15 protein-coding genes and 8 tRNA genes are annotated in these 17,612 nt (G+C 30.8%); 5 read left to right on the top strand and 18 right to left on the bottom strand.

What is annotated here, in order from left to right; all coding sequences use genetic code 11:
- Positions 1–183: 183 nt before the first annotated feature.
- The 12 genes from KA867_RS09250 to hemE all read right to left on the bottom strand — a co-directional run bounded on the left by KA867_RS09250 (position 184) and on the right by hemE (position 5,447).
- Positions 184–272, bottom strand: a tRNA-Ser gene (locus KA867_RS09250).
- Between the two features lie 46 nt (positions 273–318).
- A tRNA-Glu gene (locus tag KA867_RS09255) sits at positions 319–390 on the bottom strand.
- Between the two features lies 1 nt (position 391).
- Positions 392–466: transfer RNA gene (locus KA867_RS09260), tRNA-Asn, on the bottom strand.
- A gap of 10 nt (positions 467–476) precedes the next feature.
- Positions 477–550 (bottom strand) — tRNA-Gly (locus KA867_RS09265).
- Positions 551–563: 13 nt separating this feature from the next.
- Positions 564–639, bottom strand: a tRNA-His gene (locus KA867_RS09270).
- A gap of 11 nt (positions 640–650) precedes the next feature.
- Positions 651–723 (bottom strand) — tRNA-Phe (locus tag KA867_RS09275).
- An 18-nt stretch (positions 724–741) separates the two neighbouring features.
- Positions 742–817: transfer RNA gene (locus KA867_RS09280), tRNA-Asp, on the bottom strand.
- An 11-nt stretch (positions 818–828) separates the two neighbouring features.
- Positions 829–902 (bottom strand) — tRNA-Met (locus tag KA867_RS09285).
- A gap of 393 nt (positions 903–1,295) precedes the next feature.
- Positions 1,296–1,853: an alpha/beta hydrolase gene (locus KA867_RS09290; protein WP_210137814.1), complete on the bottom strand. Its 558-nt coding sequence runs from the start codon at positions 1,851–1,853 to the stop codon at positions 1,296–1,298.
- 140 nt (positions 1,854–1,993) lie between these two features.
- Complete coding sequence (gene hemY / locus KA867_RS09295; protein WP_210137815.1) at positions 1,994–3,388, bottom strand: protoporphyrinogen oxidase; 1,395 nt, start codon at positions 3,386–3,388, stop codon at positions 1,994–1,996.
- A 17-nt stretch (positions 3,389–3,405) separates the two neighbouring features.
- Entirely contained in the window at positions 3,406–4,329 is a 924-nt protein-coding gene (hemH, locus tag KA867_RS09300; RefSeq protein ID WP_210137816.1) for a ferrochelatase, read from the bottom strand.
- An 83-nt stretch (positions 4,330–4,412) separates the two neighbouring features.
- Positions 4,413–5,447: a uroporphyrinogen decarboxylase gene (gene hemE, locus KA867_RS09305; RefSeq protein WP_210137817.1), complete on the bottom strand. Its 1,035-nt coding sequence runs from the start codon at positions 5,445–5,447 to the stop codon at positions 4,413–4,415.
- Positions 5,448–5,706: 259 nt separating this feature from the next.
- Between hemE and KA867_RS09310 the strand changes: the two genes are divergently transcribed.
- The gene (locus KA867_RS09310) at positions 5,707–6,210 is read left to right on the top strand and encodes a signal transduction protein TRAP (RefSeq protein ID WP_210137818.1); all 504 of its coding nucleotides are present in this window, start codon (positions 5,707–5,709) and stop codon (positions 6,208–6,210) included.
- A 53-nt stretch (positions 6,211–6,263) separates the two neighbouring features.
- On the opposite strand, the gene ecsB is transcribed toward KA867_RS09310, so the two are convergent.
- A complete protein-coding gene (gene ecsB, locus KA867_RS09315) occupies positions 6,264–7,487 on the bottom strand; it encodes an ABC transporter permease EcsB (RefSeq protein WP_210137819.1) in 1,224 nt (407 codons plus the stop codon).
- Complete coding sequence (ecsA, locus tag KA867_RS09320) at positions 7,484–8,221, bottom strand: ABC transporter ATP-binding protein EcsA (RefSeq protein WP_210137820.1); 738 nt, start codon at positions 8,219–8,221, stop codon at positions 7,484–7,486. The genes ecsB and ecsA overlap by 4 nt, the downstream gene beginning before the upstream one ends.
- Positions 8,222–8,348: 127 nt before the next feature.
- Here ecsA and KA867_RS09325 point away from each other — a divergent pair, with 127 nt between their 5' ends.
- The 4 genes from KA867_RS09325 (at position 8,349) to prsA (ending at position 11,396) form a co-directional block, all read left to right on the top strand.
- Positions 8,349–8,774, top strand: coding sequence for an HIT family protein (locus tag KA867_RS09325; protein WP_210137821.1), 426 nt, complete (start codon positions 8,349–8,351; stop codon positions 8,772–8,774).
- Between the two features lie 77 nt (positions 8,775–8,851).
- Positions 8,852–9,223: a YtxH domain-containing protein gene (locus tag KA867_RS09330; RefSeq protein ID WP_019468048.1), complete on the top strand. Its 372-nt coding sequence runs from the start codon at positions 8,852–8,854 to the stop codon at positions 9,221–9,223.
- A 283-nt stretch (positions 9,224–9,506) separates the two neighbouring features.
- Positions 9,507–10,073, top strand: coding sequence for a DUF3267 domain-containing protein (locus KA867_RS09335; protein WP_210137822.1), 567 nt, complete (start codon positions 9,507–9,509; stop codon positions 10,071–10,073).
- A gap of 330 nt (positions 10,074–10,403) precedes the next feature.
- Positions 10,404–11,396, top strand: a complete 993-nt coding sequence (gene prsA / locus KA867_RS09340) for a peptidylprolyl isomerase PrsA (protein WP_210137823.1) — start codon at positions 10,404–10,406, stop codon at positions 11,394–11,396.
- 347 nt (positions 11,397–11,743) lie between these two features.
- Here the strand turns inward: prsA and yhaM are convergent, their stop codons facing one another.
- From yhaM to KA867_RS09360, 4 genes are all read right to left on the bottom strand, one after another.
- The gene (yhaM, locus tag KA867_RS09345) at positions 11,744–12,685 is read right to left on the bottom strand and encodes a 3'-5' exoribonuclease YhaM (protein ID WP_210137824.1); all 942 of its coding nucleotides are present in this window, start codon (positions 12,683–12,685) and stop codon (positions 11,744–11,746) included.
- Complete coding sequence (locus KA867_RS09350; protein WP_210137825.1) at positions 12,685–15,618, bottom strand: ATP-binding protein; 2,934 nt, start codon at positions 15,616–15,618, stop codon at positions 12,685–12,687. The genes yhaM and KA867_RS09350 overlap by 1 nt, the downstream gene beginning before the upstream one ends.
- Position 15,619: 1 nt before the next feature.
- Positions 15,620–16,804, bottom strand: a complete 1,185-nt coding sequence (locus KA867_RS09355) for a metallophosphoesterase family protein (protein ID WP_210137826.1) — start codon at positions 16,802–16,804, stop codon at positions 15,620–15,622.
- A gap of 463 nt (positions 16,805–17,267) precedes the next feature.
- Positions 17,268–17,612 carry a YlbF/YmcA family competence regulator gene (locus KA867_RS09360; RefSeq protein WP_019468127.1) on the bottom strand — a complete coding sequence of 115 codons (345 nt, stop codon included), beginning with the start codon at positions 17,610–17,612 and terminating at the stop codon, positions 17,268–17,270.

Raw genomic sequence — 17,612 nt, forward strand, 5'->3', positions numbered from 1 at the left:
CTTGCGCCACAGATAATACTGAGTTAATTGGTCAACGCTTTGGTCAATGGTGTAGGATTATATTTTTTGGCCATTTTGACCATGAAATGACAAAATATTAAAAGCCTATGCAAAATAAAAACACCGAAACCCAAATATATCAAAGGTTACGGTGTTTCAGAAAAACTCAAATTATGTAATTAACGGAGAGTGAGGGATTCGAACCCTCGAGACGCTTGTGGCGCCTACACACTTTCCAGGCGTGCTCCTTCGGCCAACTCGGACAACTCTCCAATATAGAATTAAAAAAACAGAAGCGATATTTCACTTCTGTTTGTATGACCCCGACGGGACTCGAACCCGTGTTACCGCCGTGAAAGGGCGGTGTCTTAACCGCTTGACCACGGGGCCATGGCTCCACAGGTAGGACTCGAACCTACGACCGATCGGTTAACAGCCGATAGCTCTACCACTGAGCTACTGTGGATTAATTTGAATGGAGCGGGTGATGGGAATCGAACCCACAACATCAGCTTGGAAGGCTGAGGTTTTGCCATTAAACTACACCCGCTTGATAACGATTATGGGGCGGTTGATGGGAATCGAACCCACGAATGTCGGAACCACAATCCGATGCGTTAACCACTTCGCCACAACCGCCAAAAATAAAATGGTTCAGGACAGAGTCGAACTGCCGACACATGGAGCTTCAATCCATTGCTCTACCAACTGAGCTACTGAACCTTAATGGTAAATCAATAATGGCGGTCTCGACGGGAATCGAACCCGCGATCTCCTGCGTGACAGGCAGGCGTGTTAACCGCTACACTACGAGACCAAATTATGTAATTGCGGGAGGCGGATTCGAACCACCGACCTTCGGGTTATGAGCCCGACGAGCTACCGAACTGCTCCATCCCGCGTTAATATTATTAATGACGCCTACCTATTAAATATACCATAATGTCATTACAAAATCAACATTATTTTAAAATTAATTTACAAATAATTAATTTATAATTAAAAATTAAATGTCATAATGAGTGGTTAAGCCCATCTCATTTCTGAATACTTATTTAGTATATAAACTTTTATTACTTTCGTCAATGCTTTCATTAAAGTATTTTGTGTAAAAAAGGAATATAACTATAATATTATAATTTTAGTTGATAAATGACACAAATTTATTTGTTTTTATAGCTTGCCGAAGTTTATTCACTTAAAATGTTGGCAAGCTATAAAAAACTATTCACTTTATAATTAAAATTATAGAAATTATTGTCTTACTTTATGCGCGATGTTTATAAATAACCAATCTACTTACTCATAATACCCATCATTTTACTTTGCAAGTTTGTAAATGTTGTGAAACCATCATCTTCCATGAAGTGTCCACCAAAATCAGTGACTTTACACTTACCATCTAACGCGTCCATTAAACGCTTTGTTTCTTTGTAAGAAACATGTTTATCATCCTTTGCGCATAAACCATAAAATTCATTCACTTTTTCTTTAACTTTATCATAGTCGATGATTTTATCATCTAATTTTAACGACTCATCAATCTCTTGTGCATCCTCTTTAAATCCTGAAATACTAAATAAGCCTTCAATATTGCTTAAGTCTTTACTTTGAATAAATTCAAGTGATGCAATTGTACCAAAACCATGAGTTACAAAATAAGTATCTTGTTTACGGATATGAATTTGTTCATTCATAACATTGATCCATTTACGTATATCACTATTTTGTTCTTCCGGAATATTAAAAAGTGTAACTACATAACCTTCCAAGGTAAGATTATTTGCTAACCATTCATACCAGTGATTCGTTGAATCACCTAACTTCGAATGCACTATTACTATATCTGTCATAAATCAATCCCCCACTTTACAAATATTACTATTAAGTATCTCATAAATTTCACATGTATTGTAATTCTCATCTTAATAAAAAAAGTCAATTCTACAATAATTAAAAACTATCAAGTAGAAAATGACTTTTTATTATTTATTTAAATTTCATTTAAAATCTCTTCCACTGCATCTTTACCTTGTTTTATACAATCAGGTAACCCTACAGCTTCAAATGATGCACCTGTAATACGTAATTTAGGATAATTATTTCTAATATGTGATTGTATCGTTTTAATTTGTTCAATATGGCCTACTTGATATTGCGGCATACTTTTTGGTAATCGATTTACAATACTAAAATCAGGTGCGCCTTTAAAGGTCATCATTTTACTTAAATCTTTTTTCACAATTTTCACGATTTCTTCGTCTGTGTGATCGTCAACTACAGTGTCACCTGGTTTACCAACATAAGCTCTAATTAACGCTTTACCTTCAGGTGTTGTAAATGGCCATTTCTTACTTGTCCATGTACAAGCTGTAATATTGGTATCACTTGTACGAGCAATAACGAATCCTGTGCCATCATAGTTATTGATGATATTTGCTTCGTCAAATGCAAGTACAACTGTTGCTACTGTAGTAGAATCCATGTTTTTAAAATAATCGAAAGCAGGATCATTACCAAACCATTGTAAGAATTTTTGATGTGGCGTTGTAACTAGAACACTGTCATAAATATGCTTTTCATTATCTGTTTTTATTACATATTTTTTCTGTGAAGCAGTAATATCGCGAACTGCAGTTTGATACTTAATATTAACACCTTTTGCTACCAAATCATCTTTTAAATGTTCTATAAATGAACTCAATCCATGTCTAAACTGTTTAAATTGTCCCTTAGGTGCACCAGGATAAAGTTCACGTTGTTTGATTCTTTGGGCTTTCTCATATCGCATTCCTTTAATAAGGCTTCCAAATTGTTCTTCTCTCTCTTTAAATTCAGGAAAAGTACTCATTAAACTAAGCTCATCGATATTTGTACCATAAATACCACCCATTAATGGTTCTATTAGATTTTCTAACACTTCGTCACCTAATCGTGTTCTAAAAAATTCACCTACCGACATATCGCTATTCATGTCTACTGTTTTTTTAAACAAATCCATTCCAGCTCTTAATTTCCCCAACGGAGAAATTAATTTGGTTTTTAGAAATGGTTTGATGTCTGTCGGTATTCCTAATATGGACCCCCCAGGAATCGGATAGAGCTTGTTTTTAGCATATATATACGATTGCCCAGTTTTATTAGTAATGAGTTGATCTTCAAGCCCTATGTCTTTGGCTATATCTGTCATAATTTGTTTGCGCCCTAAATAGGATTCTGGACCTAATTCAATGGTATAACCTTCATTTCGGTATGTTTGAATTTTCCCGCCTACTCTATTAGAAGATTCATAAATTGTGACATCGATATCAGGTCGTTTAGATTTTATAAAATAAGCACTAGATAAACCAGTGATGCCTGCCCCAATAATTGCGATACGCTTAGTCAATGTAATTCACGCTTCCTTTAATAAACATTTTTTATTTCATCAACGATTGCACCAATAAATAGTGGATCTGTATTAGGCATTGCTGGACGGAAGTAATTGACTCCTAATTCATCACAAATTATTTTACATTCATAATCATTATCATATAGTACTTCCAAATGTTCACATACAAAACCTACTGGTGTATAAATAAAGTTTTTATAATTATATTTTTCGTATAAATTTCTTGTTAAATCTTGAACATCAGGTCCTAGCCAAGGTGTACCTGTATTACCTTCCGATTGCCATCCTTCAGCTACATGAGTGATGTTTGATTTAGCTTTTAATAATTCAGCAGTATCATGCAATTCGTTTGGATATGGGTCGTTATTTTTTTCTATAAGACCTTTGGGTAAACTATGTGCTGATACAACTAAAACTGTTTCATCATATTCTTCTTTTGGTATTTGCTCTAAAGTTTCATTTACCTTTTCAGTCCAATATTGGATAAATTTAGGTTGTTGGTAATAATGTTCAACATGTTTTAAAGTAATACCATATTTATCTGCTTCTGCTTGTGCACGTTTATTATAAGACCCCACTGAAAAACTAGAATAATGTGGTGCAAGGACTACAGTAACCGCTTCTTCTATGCCTTCTTTGCTCATAGCTTTTACAGCATCTTCGATAAATGGATGTATGTGTTTCAACCCAATATATAACTTGAAATTAACATCTGTATACTGGTTATTCAGCTCTGAACATAAAGCTTCAGCTTGTCGATTCGTAGTACCTGCGAGTGGTGATAAACCACCAATAAATTTATATCTATCTTTTAAATCTTGCAATTCTGCTTCTGTAGGTTTTTTTCCATGTCTAATATCTGTGTAATAAGCTTCTATATCACTTTCTTTATAAGGTGTACCATAAGCCATTACTAATAAGCCTACTGTTTTTGCCATTTTAAAATCATCCTTTTATTTAAATTTTTTAGATGTAGATGACATAATTAATTGTAAATCTTGCTCACTATGTTTATGTCTAACTATCTTTGCGTATATTCGTGAACAAATGTAGTAATTCTTTTTAAAGTTTCAGGTTTAACTTGTGGAAAAACACCATGACCTAAGTTGAATATATGTTTACCATGGGCTAATCCTTGATCTAAAATAGGTTTTAATCTTGCTTCTATAACTTCCCAAGGGGCTAACAGTAAAGAAGGATCTAAATTTCCTTGTAAAGTTTTAGCAATATTTAATTCATTAGCTTCCTTAATAGATAGTCTCCAATCTAAACCTAATACATCTATTGGTAAATCATTCCATTCATGTACTAAATGACTTGCACCAACACCAAATAAAATAACTGGCACATCATGTTTTGCTTTAATTCCATTAATCAATTTTTTCATTGCTGGTTTTATATAATATTTATAATCATGAACGTTTAATGCACCAACCCAAGAATCAAATACTTGGATGATTTCTGCACCAGCTTCTATTTGGGCAGTCGTATACGTGATAGACATATCAACTAAATGATCCATAAGTGCAAACCACGTTGCTTCGTCTCTATACATCATCGCCTTTGTAAAATTATAATTCTTAGAAGGACCACCTTCAATCATATAGCTTGCTAATGTAAATGGAGCACCTGTAAAACCTATCAATGGCACGTTTAATTTTTCTTCTGTTAATAACTTTATTGTATCTAATACATATGGTACGTCTCGTTTCGGATTAATTTCTCCTAATTTTTCAACATCTTGAATAGTTTTAATCGGATTATGAATTACTGGACCTATCCCAGATTTAATTTCTACGTCGACACCTATTGGTTGCAATGGTGTCATGATGTCTTTGTATAAAACCGCGGCGTCCGTATTATAGTTATCTACTGGTAAATGTGTCACATATGCACATAATTCTGGTTGATGTGTAATTTCAAATAAAGAGTATTGCTCTTTCAATTTTCTATATTCAGGCTGTGATCTACCAGCTTGACGCATAAACCACACAGGTGTGTGTTTAACTTCTTTGCCCTTAATCATATCTAGGATTGTATTATTTTTATTATGCACCTTGTAATCCTCCTACATTATAATCATTCTTATTAATATTACCACATCCATTAATTTACCGTATTCAATGTATAGAAATGTCATAAAAATGACAAAGTGTGTCACTTTATCAACTTAATTATTTGACTATTGTTTTCTAACAGAAATCAATTATAATACTGTTAAAGTCTATTTTACATTTATTTGAAATATTAGAAGTATATATAGTAAATTATAATAGTTATCCAATGTTTCTTAAACAATTCAAGGGGGAAAATTTATGAAAATATACGCATCTTACGGTACATTTGGTTATTTGAATCAAATTAAACTGAATAATCCGACACATAATCTATTACAATTTTCAGCTTCTGACTCTTCAGTCATTATAGAAGAAACAGAAGGTGAAACTGTTTTAAAACATCCGTTAGCTTATGACATCATTAAATCTGAAGGGAATTTAGATGAAAATTACTTCTATTCTGTTATTTTCATACCAACATCAGAAGACCATGCTTATCAATTAGAAAAGAAATTAGAAAATGTAACAACTGATTATAAACAATTTGCAGGTTACAGAAGTTATCGTTTTTTAAAACCAAATCAAGGTTTAACATACAAAATTTATTTTGGTTTTAATAGTCGTACAGACTATGAGGATTTCAAAGCCTCTGCTGTTTTCCAAGATAACTTTGATAAACTAGCACTAAGTCAATTCTTTGGTTCTAGTGGTCAACATTCTAGTTACTTTGAAAGATATTTATTCCCAATTGATGATTATTAAATAAAAATCGCTACTCAAAATTAGCACTAGGCTAAAACTTGAGTAGCGGTTTTTTAATCTGTTAGCAAACTTTCTTGATATTTTAGTTTTTTAGTTATATTTCTAATCGTCAACCATCCTACAAGGAAGAATATCAATCCAAAGAAACTATATTGCGGAAGAATAATAGCAAAAGTAACAATAAATATCACGCCTATAAAACACATTAATCTATTTAAAAATTGTTCATACCCTTTTATCACTTTACTATCAGATACCGGCCAAACTTGAGGCCATAAACCATATGCTTGTTGTGTATAAAATTGAGCCATTTGTAACAAAATAATATACATAAACAGGCTACCAATTAATAAAATTACGATGACTTGATGTAACCATACCATCATAACTAAAGCTATAATAATCAAGCGTAATATAATATTAAATGCGTCTTTACCTCTAGCAAAACTTCTGATAAATAAGTAAAGATACATATAGTTGTCATTAAATTTTTTTGGTTTCGGCTTCCACAATAACGGATCTAAATAGCTTCTCCTTACTGCTTTCTCTTCTAATTGTTTCACATCTGTAAACATATTTACAAATTTATAATAATTCATATGATGTTGTTGTTCTGTACTTATCATATGCTCCCAAGGGAACAAATAGTCTTTGTTTAAATATTTTATCAACAGAATAAGTCCAACAAGTATAATAACTGAAAAAATACTTGAGATATTTTTAGGATCTAATGCTACATAATAACCAGATGTAAATATTACAAACAAAATGCTAAATAATGACCAACGTTCAAGTCGATATTTATACCACTGCCATTTTAATAACAAACCTAAGAGTGGGAATATAATTGCTAGTCCAGCAAAGATAATATAAAATCCAAATGTTTTGTTATTAAGCACATAAAATAATGGAAATAATATAATAATTAATAATATTTGTATAGGTAATCTAGTAATATAACTATACATCAAACTTTTTTTCATATATTCAAACATATGATTTTCAAATGGCAATAGAAATAATTTATCTGCATCTTTCAATAAAGTCCGAATTGGAAACATAGAAGTAATGGCAGTGATTATACTAGCAATTAAGGCATAATTAATATATTTAGGTATTGATTTCAACCAATCTCCATAACCCAAAATAAATGCACCTAATAAAATCACAAGAAATACAGAAAAATGACCATTAAATATAAATTTATTATAATAACTTTTCTCCTTTGTGATTTCTTTTTTTCTTACATCAAATAATTGTTTAGCTTCCTGTCTCATGAGTTCTGGCCACCTTGAGTAACATGTATATATATTTCATCTAAGGTTTTACCACTTAATCCAGTTTGTTCCCTTAATTCATCTATATTACCGAATGCCACGATTTGACCTTTGCCCATTATTAAAAATCTGTCACAATATTTTTCAGCAGTTGCCAAAATATGTGTACTCATCAATACAGTTCTATTTTCTTCTTTTTTTTCAACCATTAAATCAAGCATAGATTGAATACCTAAAGGATCTAAACCTAAAAATGGTTCATCAATAATATATAATTCTGGCTCTACAATAAATGCACAAATAATCATTACTTTTTGTTTCATACCTTTAGAAAAATGACTCGGAAATATATCTAACTCATCTTCTAACCTAAATGTTTTTAATAATGGATTTGCTCTTTTCATTGCTTCTTCTTTATCAATATTATACGCCATTGCAGTCATGTTAATATGTTCTTGCAACGTTAATTCATCGTATATCACTGGTGCTTCTGGAATATATGATAATTTTCGTCTATAAGTTTCTACATCTTTTTTGATATTAATATTTGAAATTGTTAATTGCCCTTCCATGGGTGTTAATAAACCCAACATATGTTTAATGGTAGTACTCTTCCCAGCACCATTTAAACCTATCAAGCCAACAATTTCTCCTTTTCTCAATTCAAAATTTATATCTTTAATCACAGGTCTTTTGCCATATCCACCTGTTAAATGCTCTACTTTTACTGTCATAAGGCACCTCCACAAATAGTATTGTATCAAAAATCAAACATTGTTCATAAAGTTACTGCAAAAAATGACGGAAATTAATCAGTAATGCTATAATGGTTATTAAATATCTGACAAGGAGTGAAGATTTATGGCTGAAACAATCTTTAGTAAAATAATAAATGGTGAGATTCCTAGTTATAAAGTATATGAAGATGAATATGTTTATGCATTTTTAGACATCTCTCAAGTGACTAAAGGTCATACTTTATTAGTTCCTAAAAAAATCTCTGCAAATATCTTTGAAACAGATAGTGAAACAATGAAACATATAGGTGTTGCTTTACCTAAAGTAGCAAACGCAATTAAAGACGCATTTAACCCTGATGGTCTAAATATTATACAAAATAATGGTGAATTTGCCGATCAATCTGTCTTCCATTTACATTTTCACTTATTACCAAGATATGACAATGAAGTAGATGGATTTGGGTATAAATGGGAAACACATGAAGAAAGTATAGGCGATGATCAGAAGAAAAAAATTGCACAAGAAATTGCAGCTCAATTTAATTAATTATGCATAGCTGATATGATATAGGGTATATTAAAATTATTAATGACTCAGAAATTTTAGAAATGAGGAGAATTTTTATGAAAACAGCTCAATTATTACTAGGTCTTGGTGCTGGTGTTGCAACTGGAATTGGTGTAGCATTAATGAATCGTGATAAGAAAAATTCAAGCCAATACGTGACAGAAGCGCGTAAACCTACAGGTGCTGAATCTGAATTTGATAGAGAAATCAATACAATAAAACAAAACGTCAATGATATAGTAAATTACATTGCTCAAATCAAATCCGAAAGTACTGAAATTGGAAGCACTATCGGCGACGAAGTAAAAACGATGATTGGCGATTTCAAATCTGATATCGATCCTAATATTGAAAATTTGCAATCGCATATTGAGAATTTACAAAATCGTGGCGAAGAAATTTCAAAAGCCTTTGAAAAAGATAAATAATAAGTTTGGATATGTAAGAGTTATGACTTAGTTTTTAAAAGAGTTATAACTCTTTTATTTTTTTACAATAGATTTTTTAAGCATTTGAAATAATACTAATTCAGAACTAATTTATAGTCTTATAAATTTCTTTGCTCAAGAACGATAACGTTCAACCAGTATGTTTTTCTAAATCATCATTCAAACTCTAAAATTACTATAAAGTTAAACTTGACGATTGTAGTAATACGTTAGATAATACGAAAGTATATTCAATATATTTTAAAAGGAGTATGATTGCGTAATGTATTTATGTACACGTCAAATAGATATTAACGCTCGTTTTGGCATACCTAGAATTGCTTTCCTTAGTTTTGCTACTACAATTATTACATTTTTAATTGCATACGAACTATTATACTTCTTTTCAAATACCAAGTTAACAGATGATCACTTTTTGATATTTTTAATTTTAGTGGTACTTTTATACCCATTGCATAAATTAATCCATTTATTATTTTTCTATCCCTATCGTAAATCATTTAAAAAATATAAATTAGTAAAACGTAAACCTATACCATTTTATAATGTGTATGTAAATACACCAGTTAATAAATATTACTTTTGTTTTGATTTAATCACGCCTGCTTTATTTATTACAATTATCTGTGCTTATGTAAGTACTTTAATTCCGCAATACGGTCATTATTTAATGTTTTTAATTGCTTTAAATTTGGGCTATTCGGTCATGGATTTTCTTTATTTAAAAATTATATTATTTTCAAATGAAGGGGCATATGTTGAAGAACATCAAACAGGTATTAATATTTTAAATAAAGTACCCCCACATCTGAATAATGAACTTGATTAAGCAAACAGCAATGCTTGCTTTTCTGACTGTCGACAAAGCCTCTGACTTTGTTGGCAGTTTTTTATGCACGCTTTCCGCGGGCACGAACTTAGCCTGTAGTCTTCGTCTAGTGCTATCCTCGCAGGAATAAGCATAAATCACTGCCAATAATAAACTGAAAACATTTAAAAATTAAACAGTGCCACAGCAATGTTTGCTTTTTTTATTTAATTCACTCTTTTCCACTTAAAATGCTTACAACTATAGTCGTATATATTAGGTTTCTAATTGGTGAAAACGACTTTATATGTTATATTTACGTTGTTATTCTTACAAAAGGAGTTCCCAAACATGAAAACATTTAAAAAAGTTATAATTCCTGTTACTGCCAGTGCATTACTATTAGGTGCTTGTGGTAATAGTGCTACAGATTCTAAAGAAGATACAATCATTTCATCAAAAGCTGGCGATGTTAAAGTTGAAGATGTAATGAATAAAATGGGCGATGAGCAAGTTGCAAATACATCTTTTTCTATTTTATTAAACAAATTGTTAGCGGATAAGTATAAAGATAAAATAGATACTAAAGATATTGATAAAGAAGTAGAGAAAGAACAGAAGCAATATGGTGGTAAAGATCAATTTGAAAGTATGTTGAAACAACAAAAAATGTCACTCAGTGACTATAAAGAGCAGAAAAAATTACAATCCTATCAAAAAGCACTTCTAAATGATAAAGTGGATATTTCTGACAAAGAAATCAAAGAATCTACGAAAAAAGGTTCACATATCTTAATTAAAGTTAAAGAGAATAAAGATGACAAAAAGGGTTTATCAGATAAAGATGCGAAGGCAAAAGCAGAAAAAATCCAAAAACAAGTATCAGAAAATCCAGATAAGTTTGGAAAAATTGCCAAAAAAGAATCCATGGATAAATCTTCAGCTAAAAAAGATGGTAGCTTAGGCTATGTTATCAAAGGGCAAATGGAAAAAGATTTTGAAAAAGCACTATTCAAACTTAAAGAAGGCGACGTTTCAAAAGTAGTTAAAACGGATTATGGTTATCATATTATTAAAGCAGATAAAGAAAATGACTTTGATAAAGAAAAAGGTAAGCTAAAATCACAATTAATCCAACAAAAAGTACAAAAAAGTCCTAAATTATTAACAGACGCTTATAAAGAATTGTTAGATGAATACAAAGTAGATTATAAAGACCGAGATATTAAAAAAGCTATCGAAGATTCCATTCTAGATCCAGATAAAATCAAACAACAACAACAGCAGCAACAACAACAGCAGGCAATGCAACAAGGTGGAGCTGGTATGACCTCTGGACAATAAAATCATATCTCAAAACATAAATAAGGCAAATGCTATCTATAATTGCATTTGCCTTATTTTTTTATCAATGAAACGAACTTATATTTTTTTATTAGGCGTATAATTGATTAATGCGATAGTATTTTTTTGTATTTATATACAACATATGATAAATACATGTTTAAACTACTCACACTATGTCAATTTATCCCATGAATTAAAAACTGTTGACGCATCCCTACTACAATATATTACATGTAATTTTTCACGGTTAGAACCGAATGAGTTTACATGTAAAAAGGACTAGTCCATGCAAAATTGGATTAGTCCTTTTTAAGAATTTATTTTTTAAACGTATATTTTTTTGTTTAATCCAATGAAGTTGGATTGTAAAATTGTCTACCCTCAAGTCCAAATATACGTTCAGTAAATTGACCTTTCGGTGTTTTTTTATATGCTTTTTCAAACATATTCATTTTCGCATCAATATTGTCGATGAAAAATAAAATTTCCGCTTCTTTCATATGTGGTAATTTTGGAGAGCCAAATTCCATTTTACCATGATGCGCCAATATCATATGACGTAGTAATAATACCTCTTCACCTTCTATTTTTAATTCACGAGCAGCATCTGCTACTTCATCACTTGCTATAGAAATGTGGCCTAACAAATTGCCTTCAACTGTATATGTTGTTGCAACAGGACCACTCAATTCTTTAACTTTACCAAGATCATGTAAAATGATAGAACTATACAACAAGCTACGGTTTAACAGTGGATATATATCACAAATAGATTTTGCGACACGTAACATAGTTAATACGTGATAACTTAGCCCACTTGAAAAATTATGATGATGTGTACTTGCTGCAGGGAATGTAAAGAATTCCGTTTGATATTTGCGCAATAAATGTCTTGTAATACGTTGTAAATTGGCATTCTCAATTTCTAACATATAATGAGAGACTTCTTCTTTGATTTCTTCTGGTGTCAGCGGCGCGCCATCTACGAAATCATGTATGCTTAAATCGGCTTCATCTGAAGCCAACTTAATTTTATTAATTTTCATCTGTTTACGCCCACGATAATTTATAACATCACCAATGACGTGTACAATTTTTTCTGGTTCTAGCACGCGCATATCTTCCTTAGTAGCAGTCCATAATTTGGCTTCGATGTCTCCACTTTTATCTTGAAGATATATCGTCATATAGTCTTTCCCTTGAGCAGTCACACCTTGAGTCGCTTTATGAATCAAGAAATAGTGATCAACTGAATCTCCAGGATTTAATTTTTCTACATTTCTCATTATTTACCGCCTTCCTCAGGTTTATTCAAAGTAATAATTTGTTTTGAAGGCACACTTGTATCTTTGACACATGTAAAGTATAAAATTTGATAATCATTAGGCATTTGTCTTAGATAATTCATCATCGTTTCTTTTCTATGTTTATCAAAATGTACAAATGCATCATCAATAATTACAGGAAATGGATAGTAAGGTTTTAATGTTTTAATTAAACTTAAACGCAATGCGATATATAGTATTTCTTTAGTAGACTGGCTTAATTCAATTGGTTCGTACATTTGACCATTCACTTGTTTTACCATTAAATCTTCATTCGCATAAGTAACTTGTACATAATTTCCATTTGTCAAATGTGCAAAGATTTCTGTTGCTTCATTTATCACTTGTGGTAAACGCTTGTCTTTAATTTGTTTAATATGTCCTTCCACTAAAGATTGTAAGTAACTGAGACTTGCCCAATCTTTCGCTTCATCGTTCACTCTATTTTTTAAAATATGGAACTTATGACGTAAATCCGCTAGTGTTTTATCTGTTTCCATATCCGTGATTTTAGCGTTTAAATCACTGACTTCTGATTGCATTTCTAAATATTGGTCATTATAATTATCTACTTGTCTTTCCAACACTTCATCTTCCTCAGATAATTGTGCATATGTTTTTTGACTTAACATAGAACTAGCTTCGTAATTATAATTTTGGTTTTCCAGATATTTTGTTAAATCATTAAAACGATTTAATTGTTGATGATAAGCTTGGTATTGTGCATGTTGATAATAATATGATTCTTCATCATTTGCATTTACAAAGTTAAACAACTGTGAAATCACATTACTATTCTCATTTAAACGATGTTTAAGCTGTGATAATTCACTTTCTATTAAAGCGATTTGTTCTTGATTCCTATTCCATTTATCCAAATTCGTTGTTTCTTCTTTTAACCATTGATTTACATCATGAAATAAAGATAACGTGTTAAAAGCCGTAAATTGATTTTGAGTTACTGCTTTTGCATGTTCATAAAATGTATCTAATGCTTGCTGTAACTCAATTTTTTGATCGTTCAATTCAACCATATGATTGTCATAATCCTTAATTTTATTCATCGTCGCAATACTATCGATAATGAGTTCGTCTGAAATTTTATCAGATAAATGTAATTCATCTTTAATTTGGTTAATCTCATTATCTGATTTTGAATATTGATGCTGAGCCGCTTCTAAATTAGAAGATAAATAATTTGCTTTTTTATCTAAAGCTTCTTTCGTTTTAATAGCATTATGAAATTGTTCGCGAATCCTATTTTGATCATCTAAATCAAAATCCAAATTATAATTAGCTTCTAAATCATTTATTTGATGTTGCAAATCTTCAATTTCATTAGAAAATGTTTCACTATGTCCAATCTCTTTCGATTTAACTAAGAAGATGCCTACGATAAATATAAGAGATAGTATTGCAAATACAATACCAAAGACCAAATTAGCAGAAATAAATGAAAAGATTGTTAATCCAATACCCACAACCGCTAATATAATTAAGGCAAATCGGAAGATATTCTGCTTGCGTTCATTTTCTTGTTGTTCTTTATCAAATGCTTCTTTCATTTTTTGATATAAGTTATTCTTCTCTTGAAGTTCAAACACACGATTGTTGTATTGCTTTTTCTTTTCATAATTTTCATCAGACACAATATCTTTTTCTAATGCATCCATCTCAGTTTGATTTGTTTCTTTATCAATTTTATTTTCTTCAATATTGCGTTCTAATTGTTGAATAAAAGCAGTCTGTTCTTGTTTATTTTTAATTTGATTACTTACGTGACTTTTCATTGCCTCTGAACTGTCTACTTCATGGTACACATCTTGCCAGCCAATATTAGACTTTAAGCCGGATTTTTCACGTTCTTTATCTTGAATTTCTTTTTCAACTGATTTTAATTCGTATTCTTTTTGTTTAATTTCATTTTCTTGTTGTTGTATATGGTTAAAAGCATCTATATCAGATTGCTTAGGGACATTGATTTTTTCGTTTTCACTTTTTAAGTGTGCTAAACGCTCTTCTCTTAAACCAATATCTCTTTTTAAATTTTGCGTTTGAATTTTTGCAGATTCATAGCGATCGATACCTTGTTCAGGAAATGTGACAGGTTCAATATTTAATTGTGTTTCTAGTGTTTTCCATTCTTGTGTTTGTTCATGTAAAGCTAATTCTTTTTGTTTACGACCATGCATTTTAGACAGTTGATTTAAATTTTGTTTCAAATTTTCTAAACGTCGATCAGCTTTATCTTTATCATCTACTAAACGTTTATAAGAGGATAGCTTTTCTTCTTCTTCGCGAATTTGACGCTCTAATGACTTCAATTCTTCAAGCTGCTGATTAATCATTGGATTTCTACCATTTTTCTTATATAACATTTCTTTTTTATCATTCAAAATTTCACGCATGCTAGTAAATTCTGTTGATCCTAATGCACCAGCTTGAAGTAAATAGTTTTGTAATTGCGTTTCATCCATGTTTTTATGAATATTTTGTAGACCTAATACATCAAATGAAAATATACCTTGGTATGTACGTTTTGAGATAAAATTAAGTTCTTTTTTTAACCAGCTTTCATCTTTAATGGCGCCATTTGGTAGATAAACTTTAACGTCTCCAGTTGCCGCACCTTTGATACGCTCAATTTCTATCAAAGAACCATCATCTTGAATCAATGTAAGTTTTCCACCATATTGATTACCTAAACGTGGTTCTAATCGTGGTTCATTTTCTTTCTTAGTTGGAAAACCGAATAGGATAGAATGTATAAATGCCTGTATCGTAGACTTTCCTGACTCATTTTCTCCATATATTTCTGTGAAATGTTCATCAAATTGAATAGTTCTCTGAATAAATCTACCATAACCATATATATCTAATGATTTAATCTTCATTTTATTCCCCCCTCATATCTGATTTTAATAATAATTCAGCTCGTTTAATTAATTCACGACGATCAAAATCATCATAATTTTCTAGGTATTTGGAAGCTTTTGGATTAAGATATAAATCATTCATAGCTTGCTCATAAACTGAATTATCTTCAATCAAATCTGGCGAAAATTCTTTAACAAGAGTCGTTTTATCATCATCTTTATTCTTTATTTTTAAATCTTCTATAAACACAAAATTATGCTCGTTTTCTTCATATTCGCTGATCATTTCATGTACTTGCATTAAATCTTGATCAGAAATAATTTCGTCTGAATTGACATGTACTACTAATTGATAAATTGCTTTACCGTCAGCTCTAACTTGTGACTTAAAGCTTTGTATTGCGTCAAATAAGCCTTGTTTTGAAGTCATGTCTGTATCTATTTCAGCTTTCTCAAATCGAATAAACTGGGTTGGCACAAATTTAGCATTTAGATGTAAATCATCTCCCTCTATTAATAGGCAGCCTTTTTCTCCAGTTTCTTTGAAATGACGACCTTGAATATTACCAGGATAATGAATTTGAGGCATATCACTTAGTTGTTGACGCTCGTGTATATGACCAAGTGCCCAATAATGATAAAGTTTATTGTTTAAATCTTCTAATCTAAATTCTGTATAACGGTCTTTTGTGTTCGTTTTGCTATATGTACCATGTAATATACCTATATGGATGCCTTTTTGGCCTTGGCTTGATGGGTAAGCATCAAGCTTATTTTCGTAACTCGCTTCATTTTGATAGCTGAAACCATGTAAATATATTTCTTCGCCATTTTTGGTAATTGTTTGATATGTTTCTACATTTTCAGAAAAAACAGAAACGTTCTCTGGCCATTCAGTACCTATAGATGAAGAAAGCGGATCATGATTACCATGACAAAGATAAACAAATATTTGTTCTTTTGATAGTCGTTCAAATTGCTCTTTTAAGAACACTTCAGCACGGAGTGTTCTATTATGACTATCAAATAAATCACCTGCTATAATCATAAAATCTACTTCTTCATTTAACGCTAAATCCACAATTTTTTTGAAACTTTCATATGCGCTTTTTTGCATATCTTCAAATATCGATTGACTTAAGTAGCTTCTAGACTTAAATGGACTATCTAAATGTAAATCTGCACAATGAATAAATTTAACCATATACTTATAGTTCTCCTTTATTTAAAGGTTTTTATAAAAAGCATGAAAATTAGGCATTCAATTTGAAATTCAAAAATCCGACTCATACCTATGTACATACTAATACCTTGTATCTCTTTATTTTACCACATCGACTATTATACAGTCGATAAAACAAAAAAGCTGAAACATAAATATATGTCTCAGCTTTAAATTCAATATTAACCATAGTTCATTGAATAAAAAATGAACGATTATCCAGCAATTAAAGAACTCATTTATTGGTATCAATTCTTTTGTATATCACTTCTCAATATATTGAGTTTATCATACCTATGCTTGAATAAAAGTTCATATATCTCTTTCAATTATGGTTGTGGCCATGCATTGATTTCGAAAATCAATTTTTACATAGCAACACATTAAATATTTTAAATTTTTATAAAAACTTTAGATTACTTTTAAAATTAAACATTCTGATTAATTAATCAGCGTAAATTTCATCTAAAGGTTTAACAATGATTTGATTAATTTCTTGGAATACTTGGCTCATATTTTGCTCAGCAGCCATTAATTCTGAAATGTTAGAATCATTTTCGATTTTTTGTGCTTGTTCTTGAGCTTTTTGTAATTCCTCTTCACCAATTTCTTCACCTTGCATTTGTTTTTGTTGGAAGTTTAATTGTGTTTCACGGAATTCATCAAAAAGTGCTTTTGATTCATCATTTTCTTTTACTTTAGCATAAGCTTTTTGAATTGCTTGATATTCATCACTTTCTCTTAAAGCTTGTTCTAATTGATTTGCATGATCGTATAAATTTACTGCCAC

Source organism: Staphylococcus sp. GDH8C109P (assembly GCF_017893405.1).
Lineage (GTDB): Bacteria > Bacillota > Bacilli > Staphylococcales > Staphylococcaceae > Staphylococcus > Staphylococcus cohnii.

Bases quoted from the DNA above. Each gene is read 5' to 3' on its own strand.
- KA867_RS09290 (WP_210137814.1), bottom strand. From the start codon at position 1,853: ATGACAGATATAGTAATAGTGCATTCGAAGTTAGGTGATTCAACGAAT.
- hemH (WP_210137816.1), bottom strand. From the start codon at position 4,329: ATGGCAAAAACAGTAGGCTTATTAGTAATGGCTTATGGTACACCTTAT.
- KA867_RS09310 (WP_210137818.1), top strand. From the start codon at position 5,707: ATGAAAATATACGCATCTTACGGTACATTTGGTTATTTGAATCAAATT.
- ecsB (WP_210137819.1), bottom strand. From the start codon at position 7,487: ATGAGACAGGAAGCTAAACAATTATTTGATGTAAGAAAAAAAGAAATC.
- ecsA (WP_210137820.1), bottom strand. From the start codon at position 8,221: ATGACAGTAAAAGTAGAGCATTTAACAGGTGGATATGGCAAAAGACCT.
- KA867_RS09325 (WP_210137821.1), top strand. From the start codon at position 8,349: ATGGCTGAAACAATCTTTAGTAAAATAATAAATGGTGAGATTCCTAGT.
- KA867_RS09330 (WP_019468048.1), top strand. From the start codon at position 8,852: ATGAAAACAGCTCAATTATTACTAGGTCTTGGTGCTGGTGTTGCAACT.
- KA867_RS09335 (WP_210137822.1), top strand. From the start codon at position 9,507: ATGTATTTATGTACACGTCAAATAGATATTAACGCTCGTTTTGGCATA.
- prsA (WP_210137823.1), top strand. From the start codon at position 10,404: ATGAAAACATTTAAAAAAGTTATAATTCCTGTTACTGCCAGTGCATTA.
- yhaM (WP_210137824.1), bottom strand. From the start codon at position 12,685: ATGAGAAATGTAGAAAAATTAAATCCTGGAGATTCAGTTGATCACTAT.
- KA867_RS09350 (WP_210137825.1), bottom strand. From the start codon at position 15,618: ATGAAGATTAAATCATTAGATATATATGGTTATGGTAGATTTATTCAG.
- KA867_RS09355 (WP_210137826.1), bottom strand. From the start codon at position 16,804: ATGGTTAAATTTATTCATTGTGCAGATTTACATTTAGATAGTCCATTT.